At 69.4% G+C, this 20,360-nt stretch carries 23 protein-coding genes; 11 read left to right on the top strand and 12 right to left on the bottom strand.

Features of this window, described 5'->3' with window-relative positions; translation table 11 throughout:
* Window positions 1-13 precede the first annotated feature (13 nt).
* The 9 genes from ACNYC2_RS29775 to ACNYC2_RS29735 are packed head-to-tail and all read right to left on the bottom strand — an operon-like array spanning window position 14 to window position 7,446.
* Complete coding sequence (locus tag ACNYC2_RS29775) at window positions 14-1,132, bottom strand: hypothetical protein (protein WP_419707966.1); 1,119 nt, start codon at window positions 1,130-1,132, stop codon at window positions 14-16.
* Window positions 1,132-2,475 (bottom strand): lanthionine synthetase LanC family protein, encoded by a 1,344-nt coding sequence (locus ACNYC2_RS29770; protein WP_419707965.1) that lies wholly within the window; start codon window positions 2,473-2,475, stop codon window positions 1,132-1,134. Before ACNYC2_RS29770 ends, ACNYC2_RS29775 begins: the two co-directional genes overlap by 1 nt.
* Before the next feature lie 43 nt (window positions 2,476-2,518).
* Window positions 2,519-2,917 (bottom strand): hypothetical protein, encoded by a 399-nt coding sequence (locus ACNYC2_RS29765; protein ID WP_419707964.1) that lies wholly within the window; start codon window positions 2,915-2,917, stop codon window positions 2,519-2,521.
* Window positions 2,914-4,263, bottom strand: coding sequence for a cytochrome P450 (locus ACNYC2_RS29760; RefSeq protein WP_419707963.1), 1,350 nt, complete (start codon window positions 4,261-4,263; stop codon window positions 2,914-2,916). Before ACNYC2_RS29760 ends, ACNYC2_RS29765 begins: the two co-directional genes overlap by 4 nt.
* 43 nt (window positions 4,264-4,306) lie before the next feature.
* The gene (locus ACNYC2_RS29755) at window positions 4,307-5,584 is read right to left on the bottom strand and encodes a cytochrome P450 (RefSeq protein ID WP_419707962.1); all 1,278 of its coding nucleotides are present in this window, start codon (window positions 5,582-5,584) and stop codon (window positions 4,307-4,309) included.
* Window positions 5,585-5,592: 8 nt separating this feature from the next.
* Window positions 5,593-6,423 carry an HAD family hydrolase gene (locus ACNYC2_RS29750; RefSeq protein ID WP_419707961.1) on the bottom strand — a complete coding sequence of 277 codons (831 nt, stop codon included), beginning with the start codon at window positions 6,421-6,423 and terminating at the stop codon, window positions 5,593-5,595.
* Window positions 6,424-6,449: 26 nt separating this feature from the next.
* On the bottom strand, window positions 6,450-6,782 hold the full coding sequence (locus tag ACNYC2_RS29745; protein WP_419707960.1) for a hypothetical protein: 333 nt from the start codon (window positions 6,780-6,782) through the stop codon (window positions 6,450-6,452).
* Between the two features lie 29 nt (window positions 6,783-6,811).
* Entirely contained in the window at window positions 6,812-7,147 is a 336-nt protein-coding gene (locus tag ACNYC2_RS29740) for a hypothetical protein (protein WP_419707959.1), read from the bottom strand.
* Entirely contained in the window at window positions 7,144-7,446 is a 303-nt protein-coding gene (locus ACNYC2_RS29735; RefSeq protein ID WP_419707958.1) for a hypothetical protein, read from the bottom strand. The genes ACNYC2_RS29740 and ACNYC2_RS29735 overlap by 4 nt, the downstream gene beginning before the upstream one ends.
* 264 nt (window positions 7,447-7,710) lie before the next feature.
* Here ACNYC2_RS29735 and ACNYC2_RS29730 point away from each other — a divergent pair, with 264 nt between their 5' ends.
* The 5 genes from ACNYC2_RS29730 to ACNYC2_RS29710 are packed head-to-tail and all read left to right on the top strand — an operon-like array spanning window position 7,711 to window position 12,062.
* A complete protein-coding gene (locus ACNYC2_RS29730; RefSeq protein ID WP_419707957.1) occupies window positions 7,711-7,953 on the top strand; it encodes a hypothetical protein in 243 nt (80 codons plus the stop codon).
* Window positions 7,950-8,285, top strand: a complete 336-nt coding sequence (locus ACNYC2_RS29725; protein WP_419707956.1) for a type II toxin-antitoxin system PemK/MazF family toxin — start codon at window positions 7,950-7,952, stop codon at window positions 8,283-8,285. The genes ACNYC2_RS29730 and ACNYC2_RS29725 overlap by 4 nt, the downstream gene beginning before the upstream one ends.
* A 23-nt stretch (window positions 8,286-8,308) precedes the next feature.
* A complete protein-coding gene (locus ACNYC2_RS29720; protein ID WP_419707955.1) occupies window positions 8,309-9,739 on the top strand; it encodes a hypothetical protein in 1,431 nt (476 codons plus the stop codon).
* Window positions 9,736-10,614, top strand: a complete 879-nt coding sequence (locus ACNYC2_RS29715) for a phosphotransferase family protein (protein WP_419707954.1) — start codon at window positions 9,736-9,738, stop codon at window positions 10,612-10,614. Before ACNYC2_RS29720 ends, ACNYC2_RS29715 begins: the two co-directional genes overlap by 4 nt.
* Window positions 10,615-10,640: 26 nt before the next feature.
* Window positions 10,641-12,062 carry a hypothetical protein gene (locus ACNYC2_RS29710; RefSeq protein WP_419707953.1) on the top strand — a complete coding sequence of 474 codons (1,422 nt, stop codon included), beginning with the start codon at window positions 10,641-10,643 and terminating at the stop codon, window positions 12,060-12,062.
* Window positions 12,063-12,199: 137 nt separating this feature from the next.
* Here ACNYC2_RS29710 and ACNYC2_RS29705 read toward each other — a convergent pair whose 3' ends face one another.
* Window positions 12,200-13,258 carry an NAD-dependent epimerase/dehydratase family protein gene (locus ACNYC2_RS29705; protein ID WP_419707952.1) on the bottom strand — a complete coding sequence of 353 codons (1,059 nt, stop codon included), beginning with the start codon at window positions 13,256-13,258 and terminating at the stop codon, window positions 12,200-12,202.
* Between the two features lie 205 nt (window positions 13,259-13,463).
* Here ACNYC2_RS29705 and ACNYC2_RS29700 point away from each other — a divergent pair, with 205 nt between their 5' ends.
* Window positions 13,464-14,657: a M20 metallopeptidase family protein gene (locus ACNYC2_RS29700; RefSeq protein WP_419707951.1), complete on the top strand. Its 1,194-nt coding sequence runs from the start codon at window positions 13,464-13,466 to the stop codon at window positions 14,655-14,657.
* Between the two features lie 90 nt (window positions 14,658-14,747).
* Here the strand turns inward: ACNYC2_RS29700 and ACNYC2_RS29695 are convergent, their stop codons facing one another.
* Both ACNYC2_RS29695 and ACNYC2_RS29690 read right to left on the bottom strand, forming a co-directional pair.
* The gene (locus ACNYC2_RS29695) at window positions 14,748-15,152 is read right to left on the bottom strand and encodes a hypothetical protein (protein ID WP_419707950.1); all 405 of its coding nucleotides are present in this window, start codon (window positions 15,150-15,152) and stop codon (window positions 14,748-14,750) included.
* A 92-nt stretch (window positions 15,153-15,244) separates the two neighbouring features.
* Window positions 15,245-15,607 carry a hypothetical protein gene (locus ACNYC2_RS29690; protein WP_419707949.1) on the bottom strand — a complete coding sequence of 121 codons (363 nt, stop codon included), beginning with the start codon at window positions 15,605-15,607 and terminating at the stop codon, window positions 15,245-15,247.
* Between the two features lie 476 nt (window positions 15,608-16,083).
* On the opposite strand from ACNYC2_RS29690, the gene ACNYC2_RS29685 reads away from it, so the two are divergent.
* From ACNYC2_RS29685 to ACNYC2_RS29665, 5 genes are all read left to right on the top strand, one after another.
* Window positions 16,084-16,323, top strand: a complete 240-nt coding sequence (locus tag ACNYC2_RS29685; RefSeq protein WP_419707948.1) for a hypothetical protein — start codon at window positions 16,084-16,086, stop codon at window positions 16,321-16,323.
* 32 nt (window positions 16,324-16,355) lie between these two features.
* Window positions 16,356-16,838: a sigma-70 family RNA polymerase sigma factor gene (locus ACNYC2_RS29680; protein WP_419707947.1), complete on the top strand. Its 483-nt coding sequence runs from the start codon at window positions 16,356-16,358 to the stop codon at window positions 16,836-16,838.
* A gap of 247 nt (window positions 16,839-17,085) precedes the next feature.
* A complete protein-coding gene (locus tag ACNYC2_RS29675; RefSeq protein ID WP_419707946.1) occupies window positions 17,086-18,729 on the top strand; it encodes a 3'-5' exonuclease in 1,644 nt (547 codons plus the stop codon).
* An 88-nt stretch (window positions 18,730-18,817) separates the two neighbouring features.
* Window positions 18,818-19,396, top strand: coding sequence for a type IV toxin-antitoxin system AbiEi family antitoxin domain-containing protein (locus ACNYC2_RS29670; protein WP_419707945.1), 579 nt, complete (start codon window positions 18,818-18,820; stop codon window positions 19,394-19,396).
* A complete protein-coding gene (locus ACNYC2_RS29665) occupies window positions 19,386-20,342 on the top strand; it encodes a nucleotidyl transferase AbiEii/AbiGii toxin family protein (RefSeq protein ID WP_419707944.1) in 957 nt (318 codons plus the stop codon). The genes ACNYC2_RS29670 and ACNYC2_RS29665 overlap by 11 nt, the downstream gene beginning before the upstream one ends.
* Window positions 20,343-20,360: the final 18 nt, after the last annotated feature.

Raw genomic sequence — 20,360 nt, 5'->3', positions numbered from 1 at the left:
GTGGTCCTCCTGATCAGCGCGGTGCGGTCTGCAGGGAGTCCCGCAGGATGGTCGTTGCGCGGTCGGCGGTGCTGCGCAGGCGGGACAGGTAGTGCCCGGTCAGCGCACCGCCGCGTAGGCCCGCTCGGGTGACTTTGCGCTCGAGGGTGGCGATGTCCTTCCGGGACAGGCAGCCGGCCACGGTGCGCAGGAGCTCGCGGGCGGCGTGGCCGTCGCCGACGGCGATCGCCTCCGCCGCGGCTTGGCGCGCGATGCTCGCGAATTGGTGGCCGGTGGTGTGGGCCAGGCGGGTGACGGTGATCCCGTACCGCGCCCGGTAGGCGGCGAGGTGCGCCGCCGGCGCACTGCGTTGGAAGGTCTCGATCATCACCGCCGCGGCGTCGGCACGGTCATCGGGCTCAGCGGCCAGCACGGACAGGCATGAGGCGATCTCGGTCTCCCACTCCTGGGTGGGTTGCGCCTGCTCCAGGTGCCTACGAGCCGAGGCCAGGCCGCCGCCGATCAGGTGCGGCACGATCACGGCCTGGCGTGGCTCGGTAAGGCGGGATCCCGGACCGCCGTTCATGGTGACTAGATCCGCTGCCTCGGGCCACTTCGCCGCCATGTTCAGGATCTTGACGGCGTCGCCCAGCATCCGCGCCGACGCCACCTCATGCCAGAGCCGCAGCTCGTCAGGTCCGCCCTCAACACGGTCCAGCGGCAGGACGTAGCGGTCGAGCTTCACGCTCGTCCCAGCGCGGACCGCGTACATCAGATTGGTCAGACACGTCACCGCCAGGTCCGGATGACCGGCCACGGCGTACAGACGGGCCAGATCCGCAGCAGGCTCGAGCATCGACAGCGCCGCCGGTACGCTCAGCGAGTCCCTGCCGGCGTAGACCGCAAGGTGCCCCCGCAGGATCCGGTTTGCTTCCCTGGGACGCCGGCACTCGGAGGCCAGCGCCGCGGCGCCGTTCAGGGCACGCGACGCAAAGGCGGCACCCTCGTTCCCGAACGGGCCCTTCAGGAGCGAGGTCAGCTGGGCGACGCGTACCTCGAGCGCGACACCAAGCGGCGCCGGCCGCGCGATCAGGGGAAAGGGCTGGAGCAGGTTCGCTACGGCCAATCCGGCCCGGAGCTGGGTAGTTCGCATCACGACCACGTTCCACTCCTCGGGGCGGCCGGGCGGGGGTTGCCCGTGATCAACAGGCAGGCATCCCACCGTGAAGTGGGCGCGGTCCCGCGCCGCAGCGTCTGCGCCGCCAGCTGCAGACCGGACCTCCCCGACCACAGATCGTCCGGTGCGCCCGCCGCTTGGGCGGCAACCTGGGCACGCAGCGCGTCCCCGACTGCGGACATGCGGTGCTTCAGCCGAATCTCCATCGGCCCGACCGCTTCTGCGGCGGCCCGGTGGCCCGTCTGGTACAGGCCAGCCAGCCCACCCCACAGGCCGCCGCCGAGTCGGCGCACCTGCCGGTCGGTCAGGCACGCCAGCAGCGCCTCCTCCGCCATCATCCGAACCTTGCGCGCTTCGTCCGACCTGGCGTGCCGGCCCTCGGCGAGCACGCCTGCCCCCATCTGCACGGCCCGGGCCATGCCCGCCACCCGCGACCAGGACGGCAGCGCCTCTCCCTCGTCACGGCCAGCCATGTGCCCCGTCTGGACCTCGGACGGCGTGACCCAGCGCGGCCACCACACACTGTCCGGCCACTCGGCGCTCGGGGGCTGCTTCCAGGTGACGAACCAGTCGAGGAGGTCCTGGAGCGGTGTGCGCAGGCTCTCCAGGGAGTAGCCGGCGCGCACGCACGTCGCCAGGAACGCCAACAATCCCGCGGCACCGCTGGCCATGGTGAGGTTCACGTGCCCGCCGGGGGTCGCCTCGCCCGGGGCGGGGGCGTGGTGGACGTACCAGCCGGGCACCTGCACCCCGTCGACCAGCACAGGGCGGGTCAGGCCGACGATGTAGTCGATCACCTGCTGCATCAGTTCGCTGCCCGGAGCGCGGCGCAGGAGCAGCACTCCGAGCCCGAGGATCCCGTCGGTCAGTCCCAGCTCGGCCGACGTCGGCGGGCGCCCGGCCTGTGCCCGTGCCGCCGCCCCGGCCAGGCGCTGCTCGACGACCTCCAACAGGTAGCCGTCGAGCACGCTCTGCCTACGGCGGGCGTCGTCGACGACCTCGGCGTCCGGGACCTGCAGGTAGCCGTCCGCGGCTGCCGCGTCCAGGGCGAACGCGGCTGCCGGTGCGCCGAGGAACAGGCTCGCGCGAGAGGTGGCGTCCGGGCCGGTGGGGATCTGCTTGATCGCGGTTAGCGCGGTCGACCACGGGCCGTCGCCGGTCAGGGCGAGCTCGACCGCCAGGAGCGCGGGGCCGACGTCGTCCAAGGTGGTCGACGTCGCGGTCGACGTGGTTGGCGCGTTTGGTGCGGGTCTTGCTGGTGCGGCGAACGGGCGCCGGGCCGTGCGCCGGCCGATCAGGGGGGTGCGGTTCTTTCTCACGTTCGTGTCCATAGCTCTGTCTGATCGGAGGGGCTGGGTGGGGTCAGGCGTCGCCTGCTGGGGCGTGGGGTTGGACGGCCTGAGGTCTGTCTTGGCCGTTCGGGACGTGGACGGTCAGCTCGTAACCGAGCACGACGTCGCCGGGGGCCGTGATGCGCCGCCACCGCGCACGCAGGCGGAGGTCGGCCTTCGGGTAGGGCACCCCGGCCCGGTCGAGCGCCTTCTCGATCTCGTCCATACGCATACCGACCGCGGCCGACAGCTCGCATCGTCGGACTGGGGTGTCCGTCCCCGCGACAGTGGCCCAGATCGAGGCCGCCTCCAGGGCAGGGCCGTCCCCGTGCCGGACGCGGACTTTCACGTCCGCGTCCGGCGGCAGTTGCTCGAGCGCGGCGCTGATCTGCGCGCCGAGCTCGAGCAGCCTGGTGGTGGCGGTCTTCACCGTGCGGTTCCCGGGGGTGCTGACCGCGCGGCGCCCTTGCCACGCCTCTTCGAAGGGTGACCGTTCTCAGCGACCTTGGCGGTGTTCGCCTGACCGAGGTGGACGGGGAGCTCGGCGGGGCCGTTGGCGATGAAGCCCGGGGTGGTGCCGATGGAGGTGCCGTCTACGGCGAGCGCCAGGTTGGGGAAGCGGTCGAATGCGGCGCGCAGGACGATCTCGGTCTGCACGACGGCGAGGTGGGCGCCGGCGCAGTAGTGGGGGCCGTGGCCGAAGGCTAGGTGCTGCGGCTTGTCGCGGGTGAGGTCGAACTGGTCGGCGTCGGGGTTGGTGCGGGGGTCGCGGCCGGCGGCGGCCCAGATGGGCAGGATGGGCTCGCCCGCGGCGAAGAGGATCGTCTCGGGGCCGTTGTCGGTGTCGATGGTGATGGCGATGTCCTCGACGGGGAAGCGCAGCGGCACACCGCCGGCGGGGCCTTCGTGGCGCAGGGTCTCGTCGATCACGTCGTCCCAGGTCGCTTCTCCGGCGCGGACGGTGGCGAGCGCTCCGGGGTGGGTGAGTAGGGCCTTGATCGCGCTGCCCATCAGGTTTCCGACGGTCTCGATCGCCGCGACGAGGATCAGGCGGATCGTGGCCATGCGCTCCACGGGCGTGAGGTCGCGGCCGTCCTCCTCACTGAGCAGGACACTGGTCAGATCGTCGCCGGGGTGAGCTGTCCGGTGGTTGATGAGCGCTTCGAGGGTCTGCTGCAGCTCGCCCTGGTTGGCGCGCATCTGCTCACGGGACACCGTGGTGTCGAACAGGGTGTCGGCGCAGCGCTGGAATGGACCAGCGAGGTGGTCTGGGATACCGAGCAGCTCGGAGATGACTGCGATGGGGACAGCGAGCGTGAGCGTCTCGCGCAGGTCCACCACGCACGGCAGCCCCACGGGATCAGTGCCCGCCGCGGCGGCGCGGTCCAGTGCCGCTGCGACGATCTGCTCGATCCGAGGCGTCATCACCTGGACCTGGCGGGGGTGGAGAGCCTTGTTGAGCGGGTCGCGCAGGCGTGTGTGGTTGTCGTACTCGGTGGAGAAGGCATGCTTGCCGGCGACCCAGGGCAGCAGCTCCCAGTCCTCCGGAAGCTGCTTGTTGTAGTAGGTGGGCCAGTGCACGCCGGCGTCCTTGGACACCAGCTTGTGCCGAGCGATGACCTTCAGCAGCTCCGGGTGGACCACGGCGCGCGCTCGCACACCGCCCGGCAACGCGACCGCGGGCGCCGGGCCAAGCTCACGCAGCGCGCGGATGTCCTTCTGCAGATCGCCGTTCTTGTCGAACTGGTACAGGTTCTCGAGCTGGTCGGGTTCCATGACAGCACCTCCGGGGGTAGGTGGTACGGGATGGGATTTCGGGTTACAGCTCGGTGCCGCGCGTGGCTTCTCGCCGGTACCGCGCGGGCAGGGTCTGGGGATGGCGGACCCACGGGGTGGAGGCCCACTGGATCTCGTCGACGGGCACGTCGAGGGTGAGGGTGAGCTCCTGGCGGATGCGCTGCACCGCGGTGCGGGTGATCAGCCGGGCGTGACGCTGGGCGGGGCAGGCGTGCGGCCCGGTGCCCCACGCGAGGTGGGACTTGTTGCCGACCTCCAGCTCGCCGGCGAAGAACTCTGGGTCACGGTTCGCTCCGGCCATCGCCAGTACGACGGCGTCGCCCTCGCGGATCAGTGCCCCGCCAAGCACCGTGTCCTTGGTCGCGAACCTGGGCAGGCACGAGTTGGGGACCGGGGTGTCGCGCCATAGGACCTCGTCCAGCGCCTGGTCCAGGTCGATGCGGCCGCCCTCCCACCGGGCGGAGAGCCTCTCGTCCGTGAGCACGAGCCGCAAGGTCAGTGCGACCCACGCGGTCAGGAACTCGGCGGCCGCGATCAGCGGCACCGTCATCGAGTCGGCGACCTCGCGGCCGTTGTGGAAGTCGGGGTGGCGGACGAACTCGCTGGTGAGGTCGACGGCGGCGTGGGCCTGGCGGGAGGCGACGTGTCCCATCAGGGCCTGGCCCATCCGCTTGCGTGCGTCCGCGGTCCGGGCACCGTACTCCTGCATGATTACCGCGGAGTCCTGGCGCATCTGCTCGGCCGTGTCCGAGTCGAATCCGAACAGGGACGCCATCGCGCCGAACCCGACGACGGCCGCGTACTCGCGGACCAGGTCGACGGTCCCTTCTTCGCCGTCCAGGCGGTCCAGGAGCAGCCCGCACACCTCGTTGGTGCGCTCCTTGACCGCTGCGTCCGGTAGTGCGTCCAGGGCGTCGTCGAGCGGCCGGCGCAGGCGGGCGCGGGTCTCGCCGTCGTGGTGGAACGAGCTCCACGGCTTCTTTTCGACCGGCGGGGTGTATGCCCAGATCGCGGCGCCTTCTGGCAGGAGGCCTTCGCGGTGCAGCCGCCAGTTCGTGGTGTCGCGCGAGTACAACTTCTCGTCGCGCGCGACGGTGCCGAACTCCCGATACCCCAGTACCAACCACGCGGGCACGCCCGGCTCCATCTGGACGGGTGCGACCGGGCCCCACTGGGCACGCAGCGCCTCGTAGGTCCGGGCGGGATCCGCCCCGGCCGTGGTCGCACTCAGGTCGGTGAGCGGGAAGGCCCGGGATAGCTCGACCAGGGGCTGCTGCCCCGCATGAGGAAAGTTGGCCATCACCCTGGTCACCGCCCAGCCGGCATCGTCTCGGGCAGCAGCGAGCGCAGGACGGTGGCCGCGCCGTCGTCCTGGAGCGTGCCCGTGACGTCGTCGGCTGCGGCGCGAACCTCGGCCGGTGCGTGGCCCATAGCGACTCCACGGTTGGCCCAGGCCAGCATTTCTAGGTCATTGATGCCGTCGCCGACTGCGGTGGTGCGGCTGGGGTGGACATCGAGCTGGGTGCGTACGTACTCGAGTGCGGTGGCCTTGGACAAGCCGGGTGGCGTGACGTCCAGCCAGTTGTCGCCAGCCGGGGTGACCGTCACCCCGACGGCCTGGAGCTTGCTGCGCAGGACAGTGATGCCTGGGGCACTCAGGACCAGCCTGGTTGTGTGCCGGTCGATGACCTCTGCGACGTCGACGATCTGCTGCGCGCCGTTGAGCTCGTGCGGTGTGAACAGGTGGCTGACCTTGTAGCCGCGCCCGACGAGCTCGGCGGCGACCCTCGCGCCGGGGAACGCCGAGCGCGTGCGGCGCACCACGGGACCGGGGTCGAACGTGATGGCCTGGTGGAGGCGGTACCCGTCGGGAGCCTGGGGGTCCAGACGAGCGGTCACCGCACCGTTGGACGCGACCACCCATCCCGCGGTGATCCCGAGCAGACGTGCGATCGGCACCACGCCGACCAGGGAACGTCCTGAGCCCAGCACCACGTGGTGTCCAGCTGCGCGCACCCGGGCGACCGCAGCGCGCACGGCGGCCGTGACCTCCGCAGTGCCAGAGGGAGCGATGGTGCCGTCGATGTCCAGCACCACCATGGCTGCACCGCTCTGGCGGAGGTCATTCGTCGTTGTCATGTCCACGTCCGGGAGTAGGGGGGTGCTCATGTCGGCACCACCAGGCGCTGGCGAGGGGGGTCGTTGGCGAGCCGCCCGGCTCGCTGAGGAACAGGGCGGGCCCGGCCGATCACGAGGCACACCGCGCCGTGTCGCTCGAGGTCGTACGCCACGCGGGCCTGAGCTTCGGCCATGCGTGCGCTGGCGGGGATGAGCACGAGCCGCACGTCACAGGCCCGTGCGGCGGCGACGAGCTCGCTGATGGTCAACCTGTCGAACCGGTCGGTCACGATGCGCTCGATCGCGAGGCCTTCGGCCGCGGCGTGCTCGGTGATGACGACATGCTGTTCGTCGAGAATCTTCTCGGTGGGGCCGCTCACGTATGCGAGAGCTGTCGGCCGGATTCCGGTCACGAGATCAGGCCCTGGGTGTTGGGTGCGTACACGACGCAACGCATGCCGCTGCCGGGGCGCTGAGCCGTCGGTCGGTGGATCCAACCGGACCACATCTGGGTACCTGGACTCAGGCAGGCTGCGAGCTCATGCTCAGCGGCCAGCTTGTGCCGTGCCACGAGCAGACCTGCGTCCGCGGGAGTCGCGGCGATGAGCTCCAACACCCGGTGCTGGGGAAAGCCGTCACCGGCTCCGTCGGGCTCCAGGCGCATCGTCTGGTTCACGACGGCCAGGTCGCCGCCGTAGGAGACGTAGTGCAGGAGGCCGGCGATGTCGGTCAAGTGCATGCTCATGCCGTCGCCGCCACTGACTGGCGCGTCCCGCGTACGTGCAGTTCGTAGGGTTCGGACGGACCTGGCCAGGCACCGGACCAGTCGGTCACGGTCGGCACGAGGATCTGGTGATCGACAAATTTGTCCAGACCCAGCTGGCGCGCGATCACCTCTCCCTGGCTCAGGTGTGAGGGCTGGATCGCGATGACCGATCGGCTGAATGTGAGCGACCCGATCATGTCCTCGCCGATGGCGTCGATGATCTGGCCGACGACGGCCAGCGCATCTCCCAGCCGTTCTCGCTCCGTTGTCTGCGTCATCGGTGTTCTCCCTGCGACGGCTCTCGCTGGGCCTGTGCCGGCCCGTGCCCTACAGGGTCACGCGATGAGAGGTGCAGAAACCCGGGTGCTCATGCAATTTCTGCGCGCGGCTTGAAACCACCACCTGACCTGCGGATACACAAGAAGCGGTGCAGGAACTTGCCTCTGGTGCAAGTTCCCGTGGGCGCGGCGGATGGTCGAGGTATACCAAGAAGGACACTCATGGGTATACCGATTGAGGCACCACCGGGTAGCCTTCGCGCTATGCAGACGACGATCAAGATCTCGCCCGCAGTGCGGGAGCGGTTGGGCGCGTACGCAGCTGCCCATGGACTCACGCTGGGTCAGGCGGTCGACGCTCTGCTCAATGACGATGAGCAGCGCCGCTTCTGGGCCAATGTGAAACGGCAGATCCCCGACGATGACTACCGGCGAGAGGCCAATGCCTCCGTGGAGCCTGGCGGTGTCGAGGACTACATGGTGCGGTTCGAGGAGGGCGCGCGATGAGCCGGCCGTCCGGAGCCGCTGACGTCCGTCAGGGTGACCGAGCGCGCCTGTCCCCCGAGCCCAGCAGTCGCCCGTGGCTGGTGATGTCGCACTCAGAACAGCATCGCGCGCTCGGACTCGCGATCGTGGTCCCGCTGACCTCCATCGACCGCGGCTGGGAGACCCATGTCCGGATGAACCCTGGTGCGGAGGAAGCCGAAGTCGCGATGTGCGAGCTGGTCCGGTCAATCCCTGTCAGCGCACTCCGCGAGGTCGACCAGGCGCCCTTTCCTGACGAGCTCGTCGAGCAAGTCCACTCGATCCTCAAGACACTCACGGCACCACGCCGCTGAGTCCCGCCGGACAGGGGCATGTCATGGCACGAAGCGAGAAGTCAGAGCGCGAGCAGGTGCGTCGTCATCTGCAGGCCACAGGTTTGAGCGTCGCTCAGATCGCGGTCGAGATGGGACGCCGGTTCGGAGAGCGTCCGCGCACGGCGTGGCGTTTCGCGCTGGGGTGGGAGCAGTGGCGCGCAGTCCAGGCGTACCGGACAGCGAACCCGACTGCCCGCATCGACGAGACGCGCCTCTCCAAGTGGGAGAGGTGGCCGCATGGCGGCAGCCGGCCGAGCCTGGAGAATCTCGCCGGGCTCGCCCTGGCATTCGGCCATGGCTGCACACCGCGTGACCTGGTCGATGACCACGACCGCGGCAGCCTTTCCGCTGCGGAGCTGGCGGTGATCGATCCTCAACCTCCTGTCGCAGAACTCGCCCCGAGCGATGACACCGCGGGACTGCGCGCTATGGCCACTGAAGCGGCGCGCAGCTCGAGTGCCTTTGCGGACCTGTTCTCCTCCCAGGGCCTCAGCGATGACGTTCTTGAGCAGTTCGGTTTCCGGCTCTCTCGGATCGCGACCGACTATGTGCACGCACCGCTGCGCCCGCTGTTCACCGAGCTGATCGCCGTCCGCGACGAGATCTTCACGCTGCTCAACGAGCGGCCCAACCCGAGACTGAGCAGCGACCTGTTCTTCCTGGCCGGCAGCGCATGCCTGCTCCTGGCGCATGCCTCCCAGAACCTCGGTGAGCTCAAGTCGTCGGTGACGCAGATCCGGGCAGCGCGCCTGTTCGCGGAGCACGCCGGGCACACCGGCCTGCAGGCCTGGACCGCGGGGACAGCAGCTCTCATCACCGAGTGGTCGCCCCAGAGCCGCATGACGCTGAGGCTGACGCAGCAGGCGGCCGCTCTCGCGCCGCAAGGCGAGTCCCGGATCCGGATCGCCGCGATCGAAGCCCGGGCTGCAGCGAAGATCGGCGACAACGCGCGGGCCCGCGCAGCACTGGACCAGTTCCACGCGGCTCGCGATGAGACACCCGTCAACGACGAGGTCGTCCAGTTCGGTGGTCTGCTGACGTTCCCTGCGGCGAAGCAGGACTACTACCTCGGCGGGACGTACACGCTGCTCGGTGAGTACGAAGCCGCCCGGCGGCACTCGACCGCGGCGATCACTGCCTACCGCACCGGACCCGTCGAGGAGCGCTCCTACGGCGACGAAGCGCTGGCACACATCGATCTGCTCACCATCGGGATCCTCCACGACCGCGTCGACGACGTCGAGCACGCCCTGCGGCACGTGCTCGACCTGCCGCCCCAGATGCGTATCCGCCAGCTCGGCAGCGCCATGGACCGCGTCCGGTCACTGATGCACCGCCCCGAACACGAAAAAAACCCAGCCATCAAGCAGCTCGCCGAGCTGATCAACGACTATGACGTGATCGACGGAACCGAGGGCCCAGAACGCCGATGACCGCCACAGCCACAACACCCCATGACGCCGCCGTCGAAGCCTGCCGAATCTGGGGGCTGCGCACCGACGACCTTGCCCCCGTACGCGCCCACGCCACCTCCGTCTTTGTGGCACCGAAGGACCAAGCGATCGTTCGCATCAGCACCGCCGACCAGCACGACGCACTCGACCGGTCCCTCAGGCTCACCCGCTGGCTCACCAGCCAGGGCATTGACGTCACCCAACCGCTCGACGTACCTCAGCCCTTGGAAACACACGGTCACACCGCCACGCTGTGGCGCCATTACCCCCAGCCTGATGGTCCACCGCCAGGACCCGAGCACCTCGGTCGGCTGTTGCGCGAGCTGCACCAGTTACCCGCCCCACCCCTGACGCTGCCGCCACACCGGCCACACGTAGCACTGCAGCACACGATCGAGAACTCCGTCGCGCTGTCGTCCGCCGATCGAGACTGGCTGCTCAGTCGCTCGCAATACCTGCTGACCAGGCACGACGCTCTCGACTTCCCGCTCGGTCGCGGCCTAATCCACGGTGACGCCTACCCCGGCAACACGCTGTGGGACGGTGACCGAGCGCGGCTCGGTGACTGGGATGAGGCGGCCGTCGGGCCGCGGGAGGTCGATCTCGCGAACACCTTCCAGGGGATCCGGTTTGGCAGGACCAAGGACCAGCTCCAGGCGTTCTCCCGGGCCTACGGGTACGACGTGGCTGACTGGCCCGGCCTGCCGGTCCTGACCGAGCTGCGGGACCTGCACACCCTCGGCTCCTACATCCAACGCGCCGATCGAGGCGACGACGACGCGGCGACCCAGCTGGCATTCCGTCTGGCAACCCTGAAGAACAACGAGCCCAGCGCCCGCTGGGCTGCCTCCTGAACCACCGGACAGACAGCGAGCTCACGATGGCACGTAGTCGAAAGGCCGAACGCGAACAGGTCCGCCAGCAGCTCCACGCCAATGGCCTGACCGTCGCCGAGATCGCCGCCGAGATGGGGCGCCGCTTCAACGTGCGCCCGCGCACCGCCTGGCGATACGCACTGGGGTGGGAGCAATGGAGGGCGGTGCAGGCGTACCGGGCCGCGAACCCGTCCGCTCCGATCGACGACACCCGCGTCTCAAAGTGGGAGTCATGGCCGTTCGGAGGCGCGCAGCCCAGCCCAGAACACCTGGCCGGCCTGGTGCTCGCCTTCGGTCATGGCTGCACCGTCGCTGATCTCGTTGACGAGGACGATCTCAGCACCTACTCCCTAGCGGAACGCCAGCTCGTCACGGTCCAGCGCCCGGGAACGCCTCAGGCCGACGTCGCAAGGGTCGACTCGCTGGCCGCATCCGCCGCGGCCCGCGAGACGTGGCTTCACCTGTCCACGGCTATGGCCGGTATCGAACATGGTGGGATCGAGCACGTACAGGACGACGTGACCCGGCTTGCCAAGGACTTCCATGAGATACCCGCCGGGCAGATGCTCGCCGAGGCCCGGGCCGCACGGGACATGGCCTACGGGCTGCTGGAGCGCACCCGCCGTCCTGGTCAGCAAAGCGACCTCTACCTAGCCGCAGGAATCGCCAGCTCGCTGTTGTCCGCGGCCAGCTTCGACGTCGGCCAGATGGTCGCTGCCAAAGCCCTGGCCAAGGCGTCGATCGGCTACGCCGACCTCATCGACCACGCCGGCCTGCGCGCCTGGTCCGGCGGCTTCCTCGCTCTCGTGGCCTACTGGGCGGGTCGGCCGCGCGACGCAATCGACCTCCTGGACCGCGCACTGGACCACGCACCTGCGGGGACACCCACGGCACGGCTGTACGCGATCCGCGCTCGCGCCTGGGGACTGCTCGGCGACGCACGTGAGGTCGCCGCCGACGTCGCACGCTCCGACACTGCATTCGAGCGAGCCGCCGGCGACAGCGAGCTGCAGGACCACATCGGCGGCGAGTTCGGGTGGCGCACCACCCGGCACGAGCTGTGCATCGGTGCCGCCTGGGTAGCAGCGGGCGACCCGGCCGCGGCGGTTCCCCGCATCCGCGGGGCGCTCGCGAGCCCAGAGCCAGACCCCGAGACGTTGCTCGAACCAGCTCATGTCGATCTGGCCGCTGCCGATCTGGCCGCTGGCGATCTCGATGCCGCCGCCGATGATCTGCGCGTCGTGTGGGACATGCCGGTTGGTGAGCGTCGCCACGGACTCACCGGCCGCTTCGACCGAGTGCGCCAGGAACTAGCCGTGGGAACCTGGCGCGGCGGCGGCGAAGTGCGCGCCCTCAACGAGCGCATCGGCGACTTCGTCACCGCGGCACAGCAGCACCGCGCGCTGCTCGCCGCCAGCGTGTCCTAGGCGTTGGGCGCGCTCAGCGACGTTGGGAGGGGTGAGACGCCCGACCGGGTGAGACCGTTCCACTCGGCATCACACCTGCACTGACGCCCCGGCTACCCGGGCATCGAGCTTGCTCCATCGCCACCACAGCGCACGCCTCAGCTCGACGATGATCGGTGCTCCGGTGAGTGCTCAGCGACCGCATGCATCGCGTCCAGTTCGGCGAGCAAGCGCGTCTCCTTCTCAGGGTCCATTCCGTGCTCGGCCTGCCGCGGGTGCGAGACCGGCGGGTGCAGCTGATAGTCGGCCCAGGTGTCGGCGACTGTTTCTTCCAAGGGTCGGCAGTGCAGTCCAGCCGCCTGAGCGCGTTCCGAGTCGACCTCCCAGGTGCCCGGGTTGAGCCGCCACAGCGGGATCTCGGTCCACTGGTTTACGCCCCGCGACTTGAGCCAGGGGCCCGCCGCCCAGACCGGTTCAGCCGTGCCGGCGGTGACCCGCAAGCACGCCTCAATGAGCTCGCCGTAGGTCGCCGAGCCCTTCGGCGCGACCAGGTTGTAGGGACCGGTCAGGCCCGCCGCGAGCGCCTCGAGGACGAACACGGCGACGTCGCGTACGTCGATCGGCTGAATCCGCCGGTCGGGTGTGCCGGCCAAGAGCCAGCGGCCGTCCTGCTGGGCGTGGCCGAGGAGTGTGAGCATGCGGCCGGTGTACTCCCCGGGGCCGAGGATGACGCCCGGGCGCAGGATCAGGGCGCCGCCGGGTGCCTGCTCGGCGGCGAGCTCGCACGCGACCTTCAGCGTCCCGTACCGGGTCGGGACGGCCATCTGCTCGATGTCGGGGTCGGTCGCCGCGGCATCGGGCCGGGCCGGCCAGCGCGGGGAGGACTCGGTCACGGCGCGCTCAGGCCAGTCCATGTAGACCGATACGGTCGACATCAGGGCGTAGCGTCCGACGCGGTTTCCGAGCGTGGTCAGGACCTGGGTGACCTCGCCGGGTTCGTAGGCTGAGGTGTCGATCGTCGCGTCCCAGGGTCCGGCCTCCGCGAGCCGGATCAGGTCCTCTGGCACGGTGCGGTCTCCCTGCACGTGCCGGGCGCCTTCGGGCGGCTGGCCGGATCGTCCCCGCGTGAACGCGGTCACCTCCCAGCCGCGTTCGACGGCGCCGGCGATCAGCGCACGCCCGAGGAACCAGCTACCGCCCAGGATCAGAAGACGCATGCGGTGATCCTTCCTTAGGTTGCTGCATCCCGGCACCCCCGCGGCGTCTCTCTGAGCGCCTGGCTTCCGGACCGACCCTCCTGGCGGTCCACCTGGTGGGACAGGCAGCTGGTGGTCGGCTGGGATGCGTCGTCGCGCCGATAGTGTCGCGGTACCGAGACCGGGGGGAGCTGGCAGCGTGGGCTGGGTTGATGAAGCAGCGGGGATGCTCGACGAGCTGGTGGCGTTGCGTCGGCGAATCCACCGAGACCCCGAGGTAGGGCTGCACCTTCCGCGGACGCAGGCTGCGGTCCTGGAAGCGTTGGACGGCCTGCCGCTGGAGATCACTACCGGCCGGGCGCTGAGCTCCGTGGTCGCCGTCCTTCGCGGTGGCGCACCAACAGCGGGCGGCCGCCGGCCGGTGGTGCTGCTGCGTGGCGACATGGACGCTCTGCCCGTCACGGAGGCCTCCGGGGAGGAGTTCGCGTCGACCACCGGTGCGATGCACGCGTGCGGGCACGACCTGCACGTCGCGGGACTGGTCGGGGCAGCCCGGCTGCTGAGCGCGCGAAGGGACGAACTGGCGGGCGACGTCGTGTTCATGTTCCAGCCCGGTGAGGAAGGCCCCGGCGGCGCGCTGCCGATGATCGAGGAAGGCGTGCTCGAGGCCGCCGGCGGGCGCGTCGACGCCGCGTTCGGCATCCACGTCTCCGGGTTGTTCGAACGGGGCACGTTCCTGTCCAAGGCGGGGCCCGCGTGGGCCGGCTCGAACGTCCTACAGGTGACCGTCCGCGGCAGAGGCGGCCATGCCTCGTCCCCGTGGATGTCGGTCGACCCGATCCCGGTCATCGCGGAAATCGTCAGCGCCCTGCAGTCCTACGTCACGCGCCGCCACGACGCGTTCGACCCGGTCGTCATCACCGTCGGCGAGTTGCGCGCCGGCACCGCGGCCAACGTCATCCCTTCGACGGCGGAGCTCAAGGCGTCCGTGCGAAACCTGTCGCACGCATCGCTCGCCCAGCTCGCCGCCGAGCTCCCCCAGCTCGTCGATGGCATCGCCGTCGCACATGGCTGCGCCGCCGACGTGGTCTTCGAGCAGCAGTACCCCGTGACGATCAACGACACCGGCATGTGGGATCACGCCAAGACGACCCTGGCCGAGCTGCACGGCGCGGACCGTGTCATCGAGCGCCCGAACCCGATCATGGGAGCCGAGGACTTCTCCTACGTCCTCGAGCAAGTCCCCGGCTGCTTCATCCTGCTCGGAGCCCGCCCCGAGGACGTGCCGGCCGCGACGGCACCCTCGAACCACTCCGCGACCGTTCGGTTCGACGACGCTGTGCTCGGCGATCAGGCCGCGGCGCTCGCTGGCCTGGCCGCAGTCACGCTGTCGAAGCTGTCTGTTCCATCAGACCGCTGAAGACTGCGTCGGAGCTGCGCCAGCGAGTGCGCTGTCTCGGTCTCGCGGGCTGGCGCGATCTCACGGATGCGGATGCTGGCCATCCCTGCCTCAGGCCTCAGCTCGGGGAGGCGCGGTGGATCGAAAGCCGGCATCAAGGCGCGCACGCTCTTCGATGATCTCGTCCCTGTCGAAGTCGTCCAGCTTGTTCGGCGGCGGGCCGCGCAGCTGGAGACGAGAACTGATCGCGACAACCTGATCAGCGCGCAGGAGAACATCGACGCGATCGGTCGGGTACGGGCTCTCGTCGACGTCGAGGTTGGGCATGTGCAGGTAGAAAGCACGAATCCAGCCGTCCGGCAGCACCTGGACCTCATCGACGGCGAGCGAACCGTCGACGTCGACGCCGAGCCGCTCGGCCAGGCCAGCGAACGCGGGGCTGGTCGGATCGAAGTGAATGCACAGCAGCGCGTTCTCCACCGGGCCCGGGTAGGGGAACTCCAAGGTCTCGTCCACGTCGCTCACCGTAGCCAGCGCCGGCGCTCGCGGCTGTTCACTCGTGCATGTGGGCTCCTGTACCCCACGCAACTACGCGGCGTTGTGGATGCCTAGGCGGTCTTCCGCCGCTGGACGGTCCGGCGCGCATCTTGAGCACGACGGAACTGGAGCGGGCGGGGGCGCCTCGGGATCGTGGTCGAGACGTCTCTGATCGCCAGCCAGCAGATCAGCTCAGCGATGCCTGGGCCACGGGGCGGTCGGACCACGGCCATCGCGGCATCGTCCAGCGATTCACCGGTCCAACGGATCACACGTGCCGGCAGCAGCTCCTCGTACTCGTGCCACACCAGGCGCACGATCACCGGGACGTCTCCCTGCGGTTTGATCGGGACCGAGCGCGGCTGTCGTTCATTGAGCGGCTTGGAGGCCGGCCACCGTGATGCCTTCACTTCCAGCAGGTCCAGGTGTGACACGTGCCCGCGGTACCACCTGCCGAGGGGGCGTGGAGGGATCGAGCTGGACACGTCGTCGCCCGCTCTCAGCCAGCACAGCAGCTCCGGAGCGTTCCGCGGTGCGCCCGGCGCTCCGATCCTGACCAGCACGGCAGTCGCCGTCCACCGGCCGGCTCGTGCCGGCACCAGCTCCTCGTGGCCGGCCCACTCCAGCCGCACGATCACAGGTAGCCCCCCGTGCGAGTCGATCTGAGGCGGTACGAAACGAGGGCTCCCCGCGTTGACCGGTGCGCCATAAGGCCAGAATCGGCGAGCATCAGCCTCCAGTAGTTCACGCCGACGCTCACCTTGCATACCAACAGAATAGAACAAAGGTTCTATCATCGGTTCGGCGTGCCGCGAGCGCCGTGCGGTCAACAGGTAGCAGCGGCGACGTAATCTGAGCGCAGGATGATCCGGCCCTGGTGCGGCCGGCGACGAGAGAGCGAGGCAGGGCCGTGGCCGCGAAGGTGAAGGTGCACGCATGGATCGAGGAGATCCCGAAGGAACTGACCCTTCCCTCCCCCGGCCCGGCCGAGGAACTCGTCGTCGAGGCCGACAGCTACGAGGACGGCATACCTCTCATTGAGGCCGCGCTGCCCCCGGGCTGGCGCGTCATGAATCTCGGACGACTCGACGACGTGCCGGCCGAGGTGCCTGCCGATGTGACCGCGGAGAGCGGGACTCCGGCCGCCTAGCTCTTGAGTCGCTACGGTGGGCGACGTGAAGCATGACGATCGGACCGGTGCCGTGCATGCGTAGGTTCAGGGTCACAGCCCGTCGGGTCGGGACCGACTGGGTACTGGAAACCGATCAGGACCCGACGTTTTGGATCGAGGTCCCCCGGCTCACTGCCGCGTACGAAGCCGCCCGTGAGGCCCTGGCCGCGGCGACCTCTCTGCCGGTGGCCCAGATCGACGTCGTGGTTGTGCCCGAGCTGCCAGAACCGGCTCTCGACCGGTTCGAGCGAGCGCGCCAGCTCGATGTGCAGATCGCTGAGCTGAGGGCCGAAGCGACGAGCGAAGCCGCGGCCGGCGTGCAGACCCTGAGCAAGGCGTACGGCATGACCATCAAGGAGATCGCGCTCGCGACAGGCCTGACGCAGGGCGTGGTGAGCCGTCTGCTGCGCGCTCCAGCGGAGGACAGCCAGCCGCTGACGGTGAGGCACCTGCAGGTTCTGCGCCAGCAGAAGGCGGCACCGGACGCGAGGTGAGGGCTGCCTCGGGAACAGCGCAGCGGCCCGCCCCCTGACTAGGGCCTAATTGCCTACTTTGAATCCGGCGCGCGCCTGGCCACCCTGAGCTGCACGGCGACCGCCCTCGCCCTGCGCGCCGTCGGCGCGGCGCGCGCAGAAGATCGAGAGCGCGGCGCGCCGCCGGCTCGACGCTCGCGGCGGCCTACGCCGCGGCGTAGGTGATCACCGCCGCGGCGTTGTCAGTGACGGCTGGCACGCTTGCCCGGTGACCATCACAAGGCCCGGTGGGCAGCCAGTGAGCACCAGCGCGACCCGCGTCCTGGACCTGCCTAAGAGCGTGGAACGGTCAGGGCTGACGCCCGTGCAGTGGGCCCAAGCGATCGCGATGGGCCTGATTCCTACCGACGAAGAATCCCGCCCGGCTCCCCTGACGACCGTGTGGCCTGCCTCAGCCGCCTGGCCCAGTGCCGTCGTCGACGACGTGGCGAAGCGCCGAGCGGAGATCGTGGCCGTCGTCGGATCTGAGCCTCCGATCGGGGAACGCCACGCGGCCAAGCGGCTCGCCGCCCGCACCGGCGTGGCCGTGACGGTGCACGACGTGATGACGCTGACCGAGGCGGGGCAGCTGACGGTCGTCGCCGAGGACGAGGGAGGCTGGCCGCTCTGGGGATGCTCAGAGCTCGACGCACTGCCCGACGACCAGATCGCCGCGGTCACGAAGGACCGCGAGGAATGGTTCGAGCGGAGCATGACCCCGCGGGAGGCGGCCCGGCTCCTGGGCTGGCCGCGGTCCGAGCTGGAAACGATCGCCGCCCAGCGCGACCTGACGTGCAGGTGGGAGCGATACGCCCGATCCGAGATCGAAGCCCTGGCTCACGACCCGGCGGCCCTGAAGGCGCTCGCGGCGAACCGGCTCCTGATCGCGGACGCGGCCGCCGAGCACATGCGGCTGCGCCGGAGCGACTTCAACCACCTGGTCAACGCCGGCCTCGTCGTGGCGCACAAGCACCACACCAAGAGGATCGGTCGGCAGCGGGAGCAGACCATCCCGCTGTACCGAACCGGAGACCTGAACAAGCTCCTCGAGCACCCAGCGATCGACTGGGCGGCCGCGCAGAACGCGAAGCCCGGCGAACGCTCACCTCTACGGCATCTGGCACCACCCACAGAAGCGCGCGCAACCGTGGTGCGCCGCGCGCTCGCCGACCTCAGCGACCGGTTCGGCACCGAGGTATGGGCATGGTTCAACCCCTACTTCGGCCGCTGGGAATGCGACTACGAGCGCCACGACGACACCCCGACCGTGACGCAGTTCCGCGAAGCGATCGCCGAGCACCCTGCCCTGACCAAGTACGCCGACGACATCACCGTCTCGACACGCGCCGGCGCCGCGATCCGCTGGGCCCGCGCGATGCGCGCGCCCGGCGCCGCCGTCATCCTCGACACCGAGACCACAGGGCTCGAAGGCTTCGCCGTCGAGATCGCAGTCGTCGACGCCGCCACCGGCGACGTTCTCCTGGACACGTTGGTGCAACCCAGCTGCCCCATCGAGGACGGCGCTCGGACCGTGCACAAGATCGAGGACAGCGAGCTCGCTACCGCCCCGGCGCTCGCGGAGGTCTGGCCCCAGCTGCTCGAGGTCACCCGGGGCAGGATCGTCCTGGCCTACAACGCTCCGTTCGACCGAGACGTCGTCGAACGGCATGCGCAACGCGATGGGCTTGAGCTGGCCCATCTGGGGGAACCGGAGCGCTGGCAGTGCCTCATGGCTGCTCGCAGTGACTGGCTCATGACTGCTTGGAACCTGCGCCTCGATGGTGGACACCGCGCTCTTGAGGACTGCATCGCCGCCCGCGATCTCCTCACCCAGATGACCGAGCCGGCCCCCATGCTGGCCTCCAGGAACTGACGCGGGGCTCGTCCTGCGCGGCAGCTATGTCATCCCCCGCAACACCCATGGCGCGTCAATAATGCATCAGAAATGATAGAATTTTGACATGCAGGCGGAAGGAAGGTCCCTCGCCCGAGATGTGCTCCGCGACCTCGCAGCAGTACAGAACGGGTTGATCACCCGGCAACAGGCCCTTGAGGACCTGGGCCTGAGTGCGGGTGCCATCGACAACTTGGTCTCACGCGGAAGCCTGGTGCGAGTCGCCCACGGCATCTACCGCTACCCGCACCTTCCCGGCATCGCTCACGAGCCGTTTCAGGTGGCGCTCCTGCGTACGGGAGACCCGGAGGCAGCGTTGAGCCATGAGACTGCACTCCTGGTGCTCGAGATCAGCGATGTCAACCCTGCCCGATACCACGTGACGATCCCCAGGCCTCGTCGCATCCGGCGCGAAGACAACGACCGCTTCGTCGTCCACGTACAGCGGCTCGGGCCCCGGCAGGTCCGCTGGTGGGAAGAAATGCGGGTCGTGACCGCGGCGACAGCGATCGAGCAGTGCATCACCCTGGGTACGCCGACCTATCTGCTGCGCCAAGCGATGGAGCGAGGACAACGCACCGGGCTGGTACGGACTGCCGACGCAGATCGCCTCGGCGCCATCTTGGAGGCCCGCCATGACCACTGACCACGACGCAAGCGTCAACACGCCCTCGCTGGCCAACCTGAAACCGAAGGCAAATCCGCCGAGAAGCACGGCCATCCTGAGTCAGTGGATCAACCAAGCTGAGAAGACCCTTGGGGTGCCAGCAGCCGGCGGCCGCATGGGGTGGCTGGTGGCATCAACCGTCGTCGTCGCCGTGTTGCAGCGTGCCGTCGACGCCACGGGCACTCCCTCATTTCTCCTCAAGGGGGGAACCCTGCTCCAGCACCGGCTCGGCCAGAGCGCACGAGCCACCAGCGACGTGGACGGACTGGTTCGGGGCGACATCGACGACTTCCTGTCCGCCCTCGACGACGCGCTGGAAGAGCCATGGGGCCCCTTGGAGATGTCCCGCTCCGAGATCGAGATCATTCAAACCCCAACTCGGATCATCGCGCCTCGCAGATTGAACATCTACGCCGACATCAGAGGCCAGAGGTGGCGCAAAGTGCAGGTGGAGCTCGCTCCCGACGAGGGCGGAGCGGGCACCACGCCTGAGAGCGTGCCAGCCCCGACCCTCGATCCCTTCGGCCTCCCCTCCCCCGACACGCTCGCGGCACTGGCCATGCGGTACCAGATCGCCCAGAAGCTGCACGCCTGCTCGGACCCGCACGACCCACCGACGTGGGTCAACGATCGGCCACGCGATGTCGTTGACCTTCTCCTTTTGCGGGGACTGGTGACGGAAGAGGGCATTCCGACGAACGCCGAGGTCCTTGAGGCGGCGCGTGCCGTCTTCGAGGCGCGGGCGGCTGACGCTGAGACTCTGGGTCGCCAAGCACGGCACTGGCCCCCACAGGTCGTGGCGCACCCGCACTGGCCCAAGGACTACCAGCGTGCCGCTCAGGACGCCGGCGTCGAGGCGACCTTGGATGAGGCCGTCACCGCCGTCAACGAGTGGATCGCCGAGATCGACGGAGTCGGGGCCTGACCCGCAGCGGGTCGTCGA

The sequence above is a fragment of the Promicromonospora sp. NFX87 genome, from assembly GCF_048564965.1.
GTDB lineage: Bacteria > Actinomycetota > Actinomycetes > Actinomycetales > Cellulomonadaceae > Promicromonospora.
The sequence above is the reverse complement of the archived record's forward strand: the minus strand, read 5'-3'. Positions and strand labels throughout refer to the sequence as shown.

Excerpts from the sequence above, each read along its gene's own strand:
- ACNYC2_RS29775 (WP_419707966.1), bottom strand. The coding sequence starts at position 1,132 with ATGCGAACTACCCAGCTCCGGGCCGGATTGGCCGTAGCGAACCTGCTC.
- ACNYC2_RS29760 (WP_419707963.1), bottom strand. The coding sequence starts at position 4,263 with ATGGAACCCGACCAGCTCGAGAACCTGTACCAGTTCGACAAGAACGGC.
- ACNYC2_RS29755 (WP_419707962.1), bottom strand. The coding sequence starts at position 5,584 with ATGGCCAACTTTCCTCATGCGGGGCAGCAGCCCCTGGTCGAGCTATCC.
- ACNYC2_RS29750 (WP_419707961.1), bottom strand. The coding sequence starts at position 6,423 with ATGACAACGACGAATGACCTCCGCCAGAGCGGTGCAGCCATGGTGGTG.
- ACNYC2_RS29740 (WP_419707959.1), bottom strand. The coding sequence starts at position 7,147 with ATGAGCATGCACTTGACCGACATCGCCGGCCTCCTGCACTACGTCTCC.
- ACNYC2_RS29735 (WP_419707958.1), bottom strand. The coding sequence starts at position 7,446 with ATGACGCAGACAACGGAGCGAGAACGGCTGGGAGATGCGCTGGCCGTC.
- ACNYC2_RS29730 (WP_419707957.1), top strand. The coding sequence starts at position 7,711 with ATGCAGACGACGATCAAGATCTCGCCCGCAGTGCGGGAGCGGTTGGGC.
- ACNYC2_RS29725 (WP_419707956.1), top strand. The coding sequence starts at position 7,950 with ATGAGCCGGCCGTCCGGAGCCGCTGACGTCCGTCAGGGTGACCGAGCG.
- ACNYC2_RS29720 (WP_419707955.1), top strand. The coding sequence starts at position 8,309 with ATGGCACGAAGCGAGAAGTCAGAGCGCGAGCAGGTGCGTCGTCATCTG.
- ACNYC2_RS29715 (WP_419707954.1), top strand. The coding sequence starts at position 9,736 with ATGACCGCCACAGCCACAACACCCCATGACGCCGCCGTCGAAGCCTGC.
- ACNYC2_RS29710 (WP_419707953.1), top strand. The coding sequence starts at position 10,641 with ATGGCACGTAGTCGAAAGGCCGAACGCGAACAGGTCCGCCAGCAGCTC.
- ACNYC2_RS29705 (WP_419707952.1), bottom strand. The coding sequence starts at position 13,258 with ATGCGTCTTCTGATCCTGGGCGGTAGCTGGTTCCTCGGGCGTGCGCTG.
- ACNYC2_RS29700 (WP_419707951.1), top strand. The coding sequence starts at position 13,464 with ATGCTCGACGAGCTGGTGGCGTTGCGTCGGCGAATCCACCGAGACCCC.
- ACNYC2_RS29680 (WP_419707947.1), top strand. The coding sequence starts at position 16,356 with ATGACGATCGGACCGGTGCCGTGCATGCGTAGGTTCAGGGTCACAGCC.
- ACNYC2_RS29670 (WP_419707945.1), top strand. The coding sequence starts at position 18,818 with ATGCAGGCGGAAGGAAGGTCCCTCGCCCGAGATGTGCTCCGCGACCTC.
- ACNYC2_RS29665 (WP_419707944.1), top strand. The coding sequence starts at position 19,386 with ATGACCACTGACCACGACGCAAGCGTCAACACGCCCTCGCTGGCCAAC.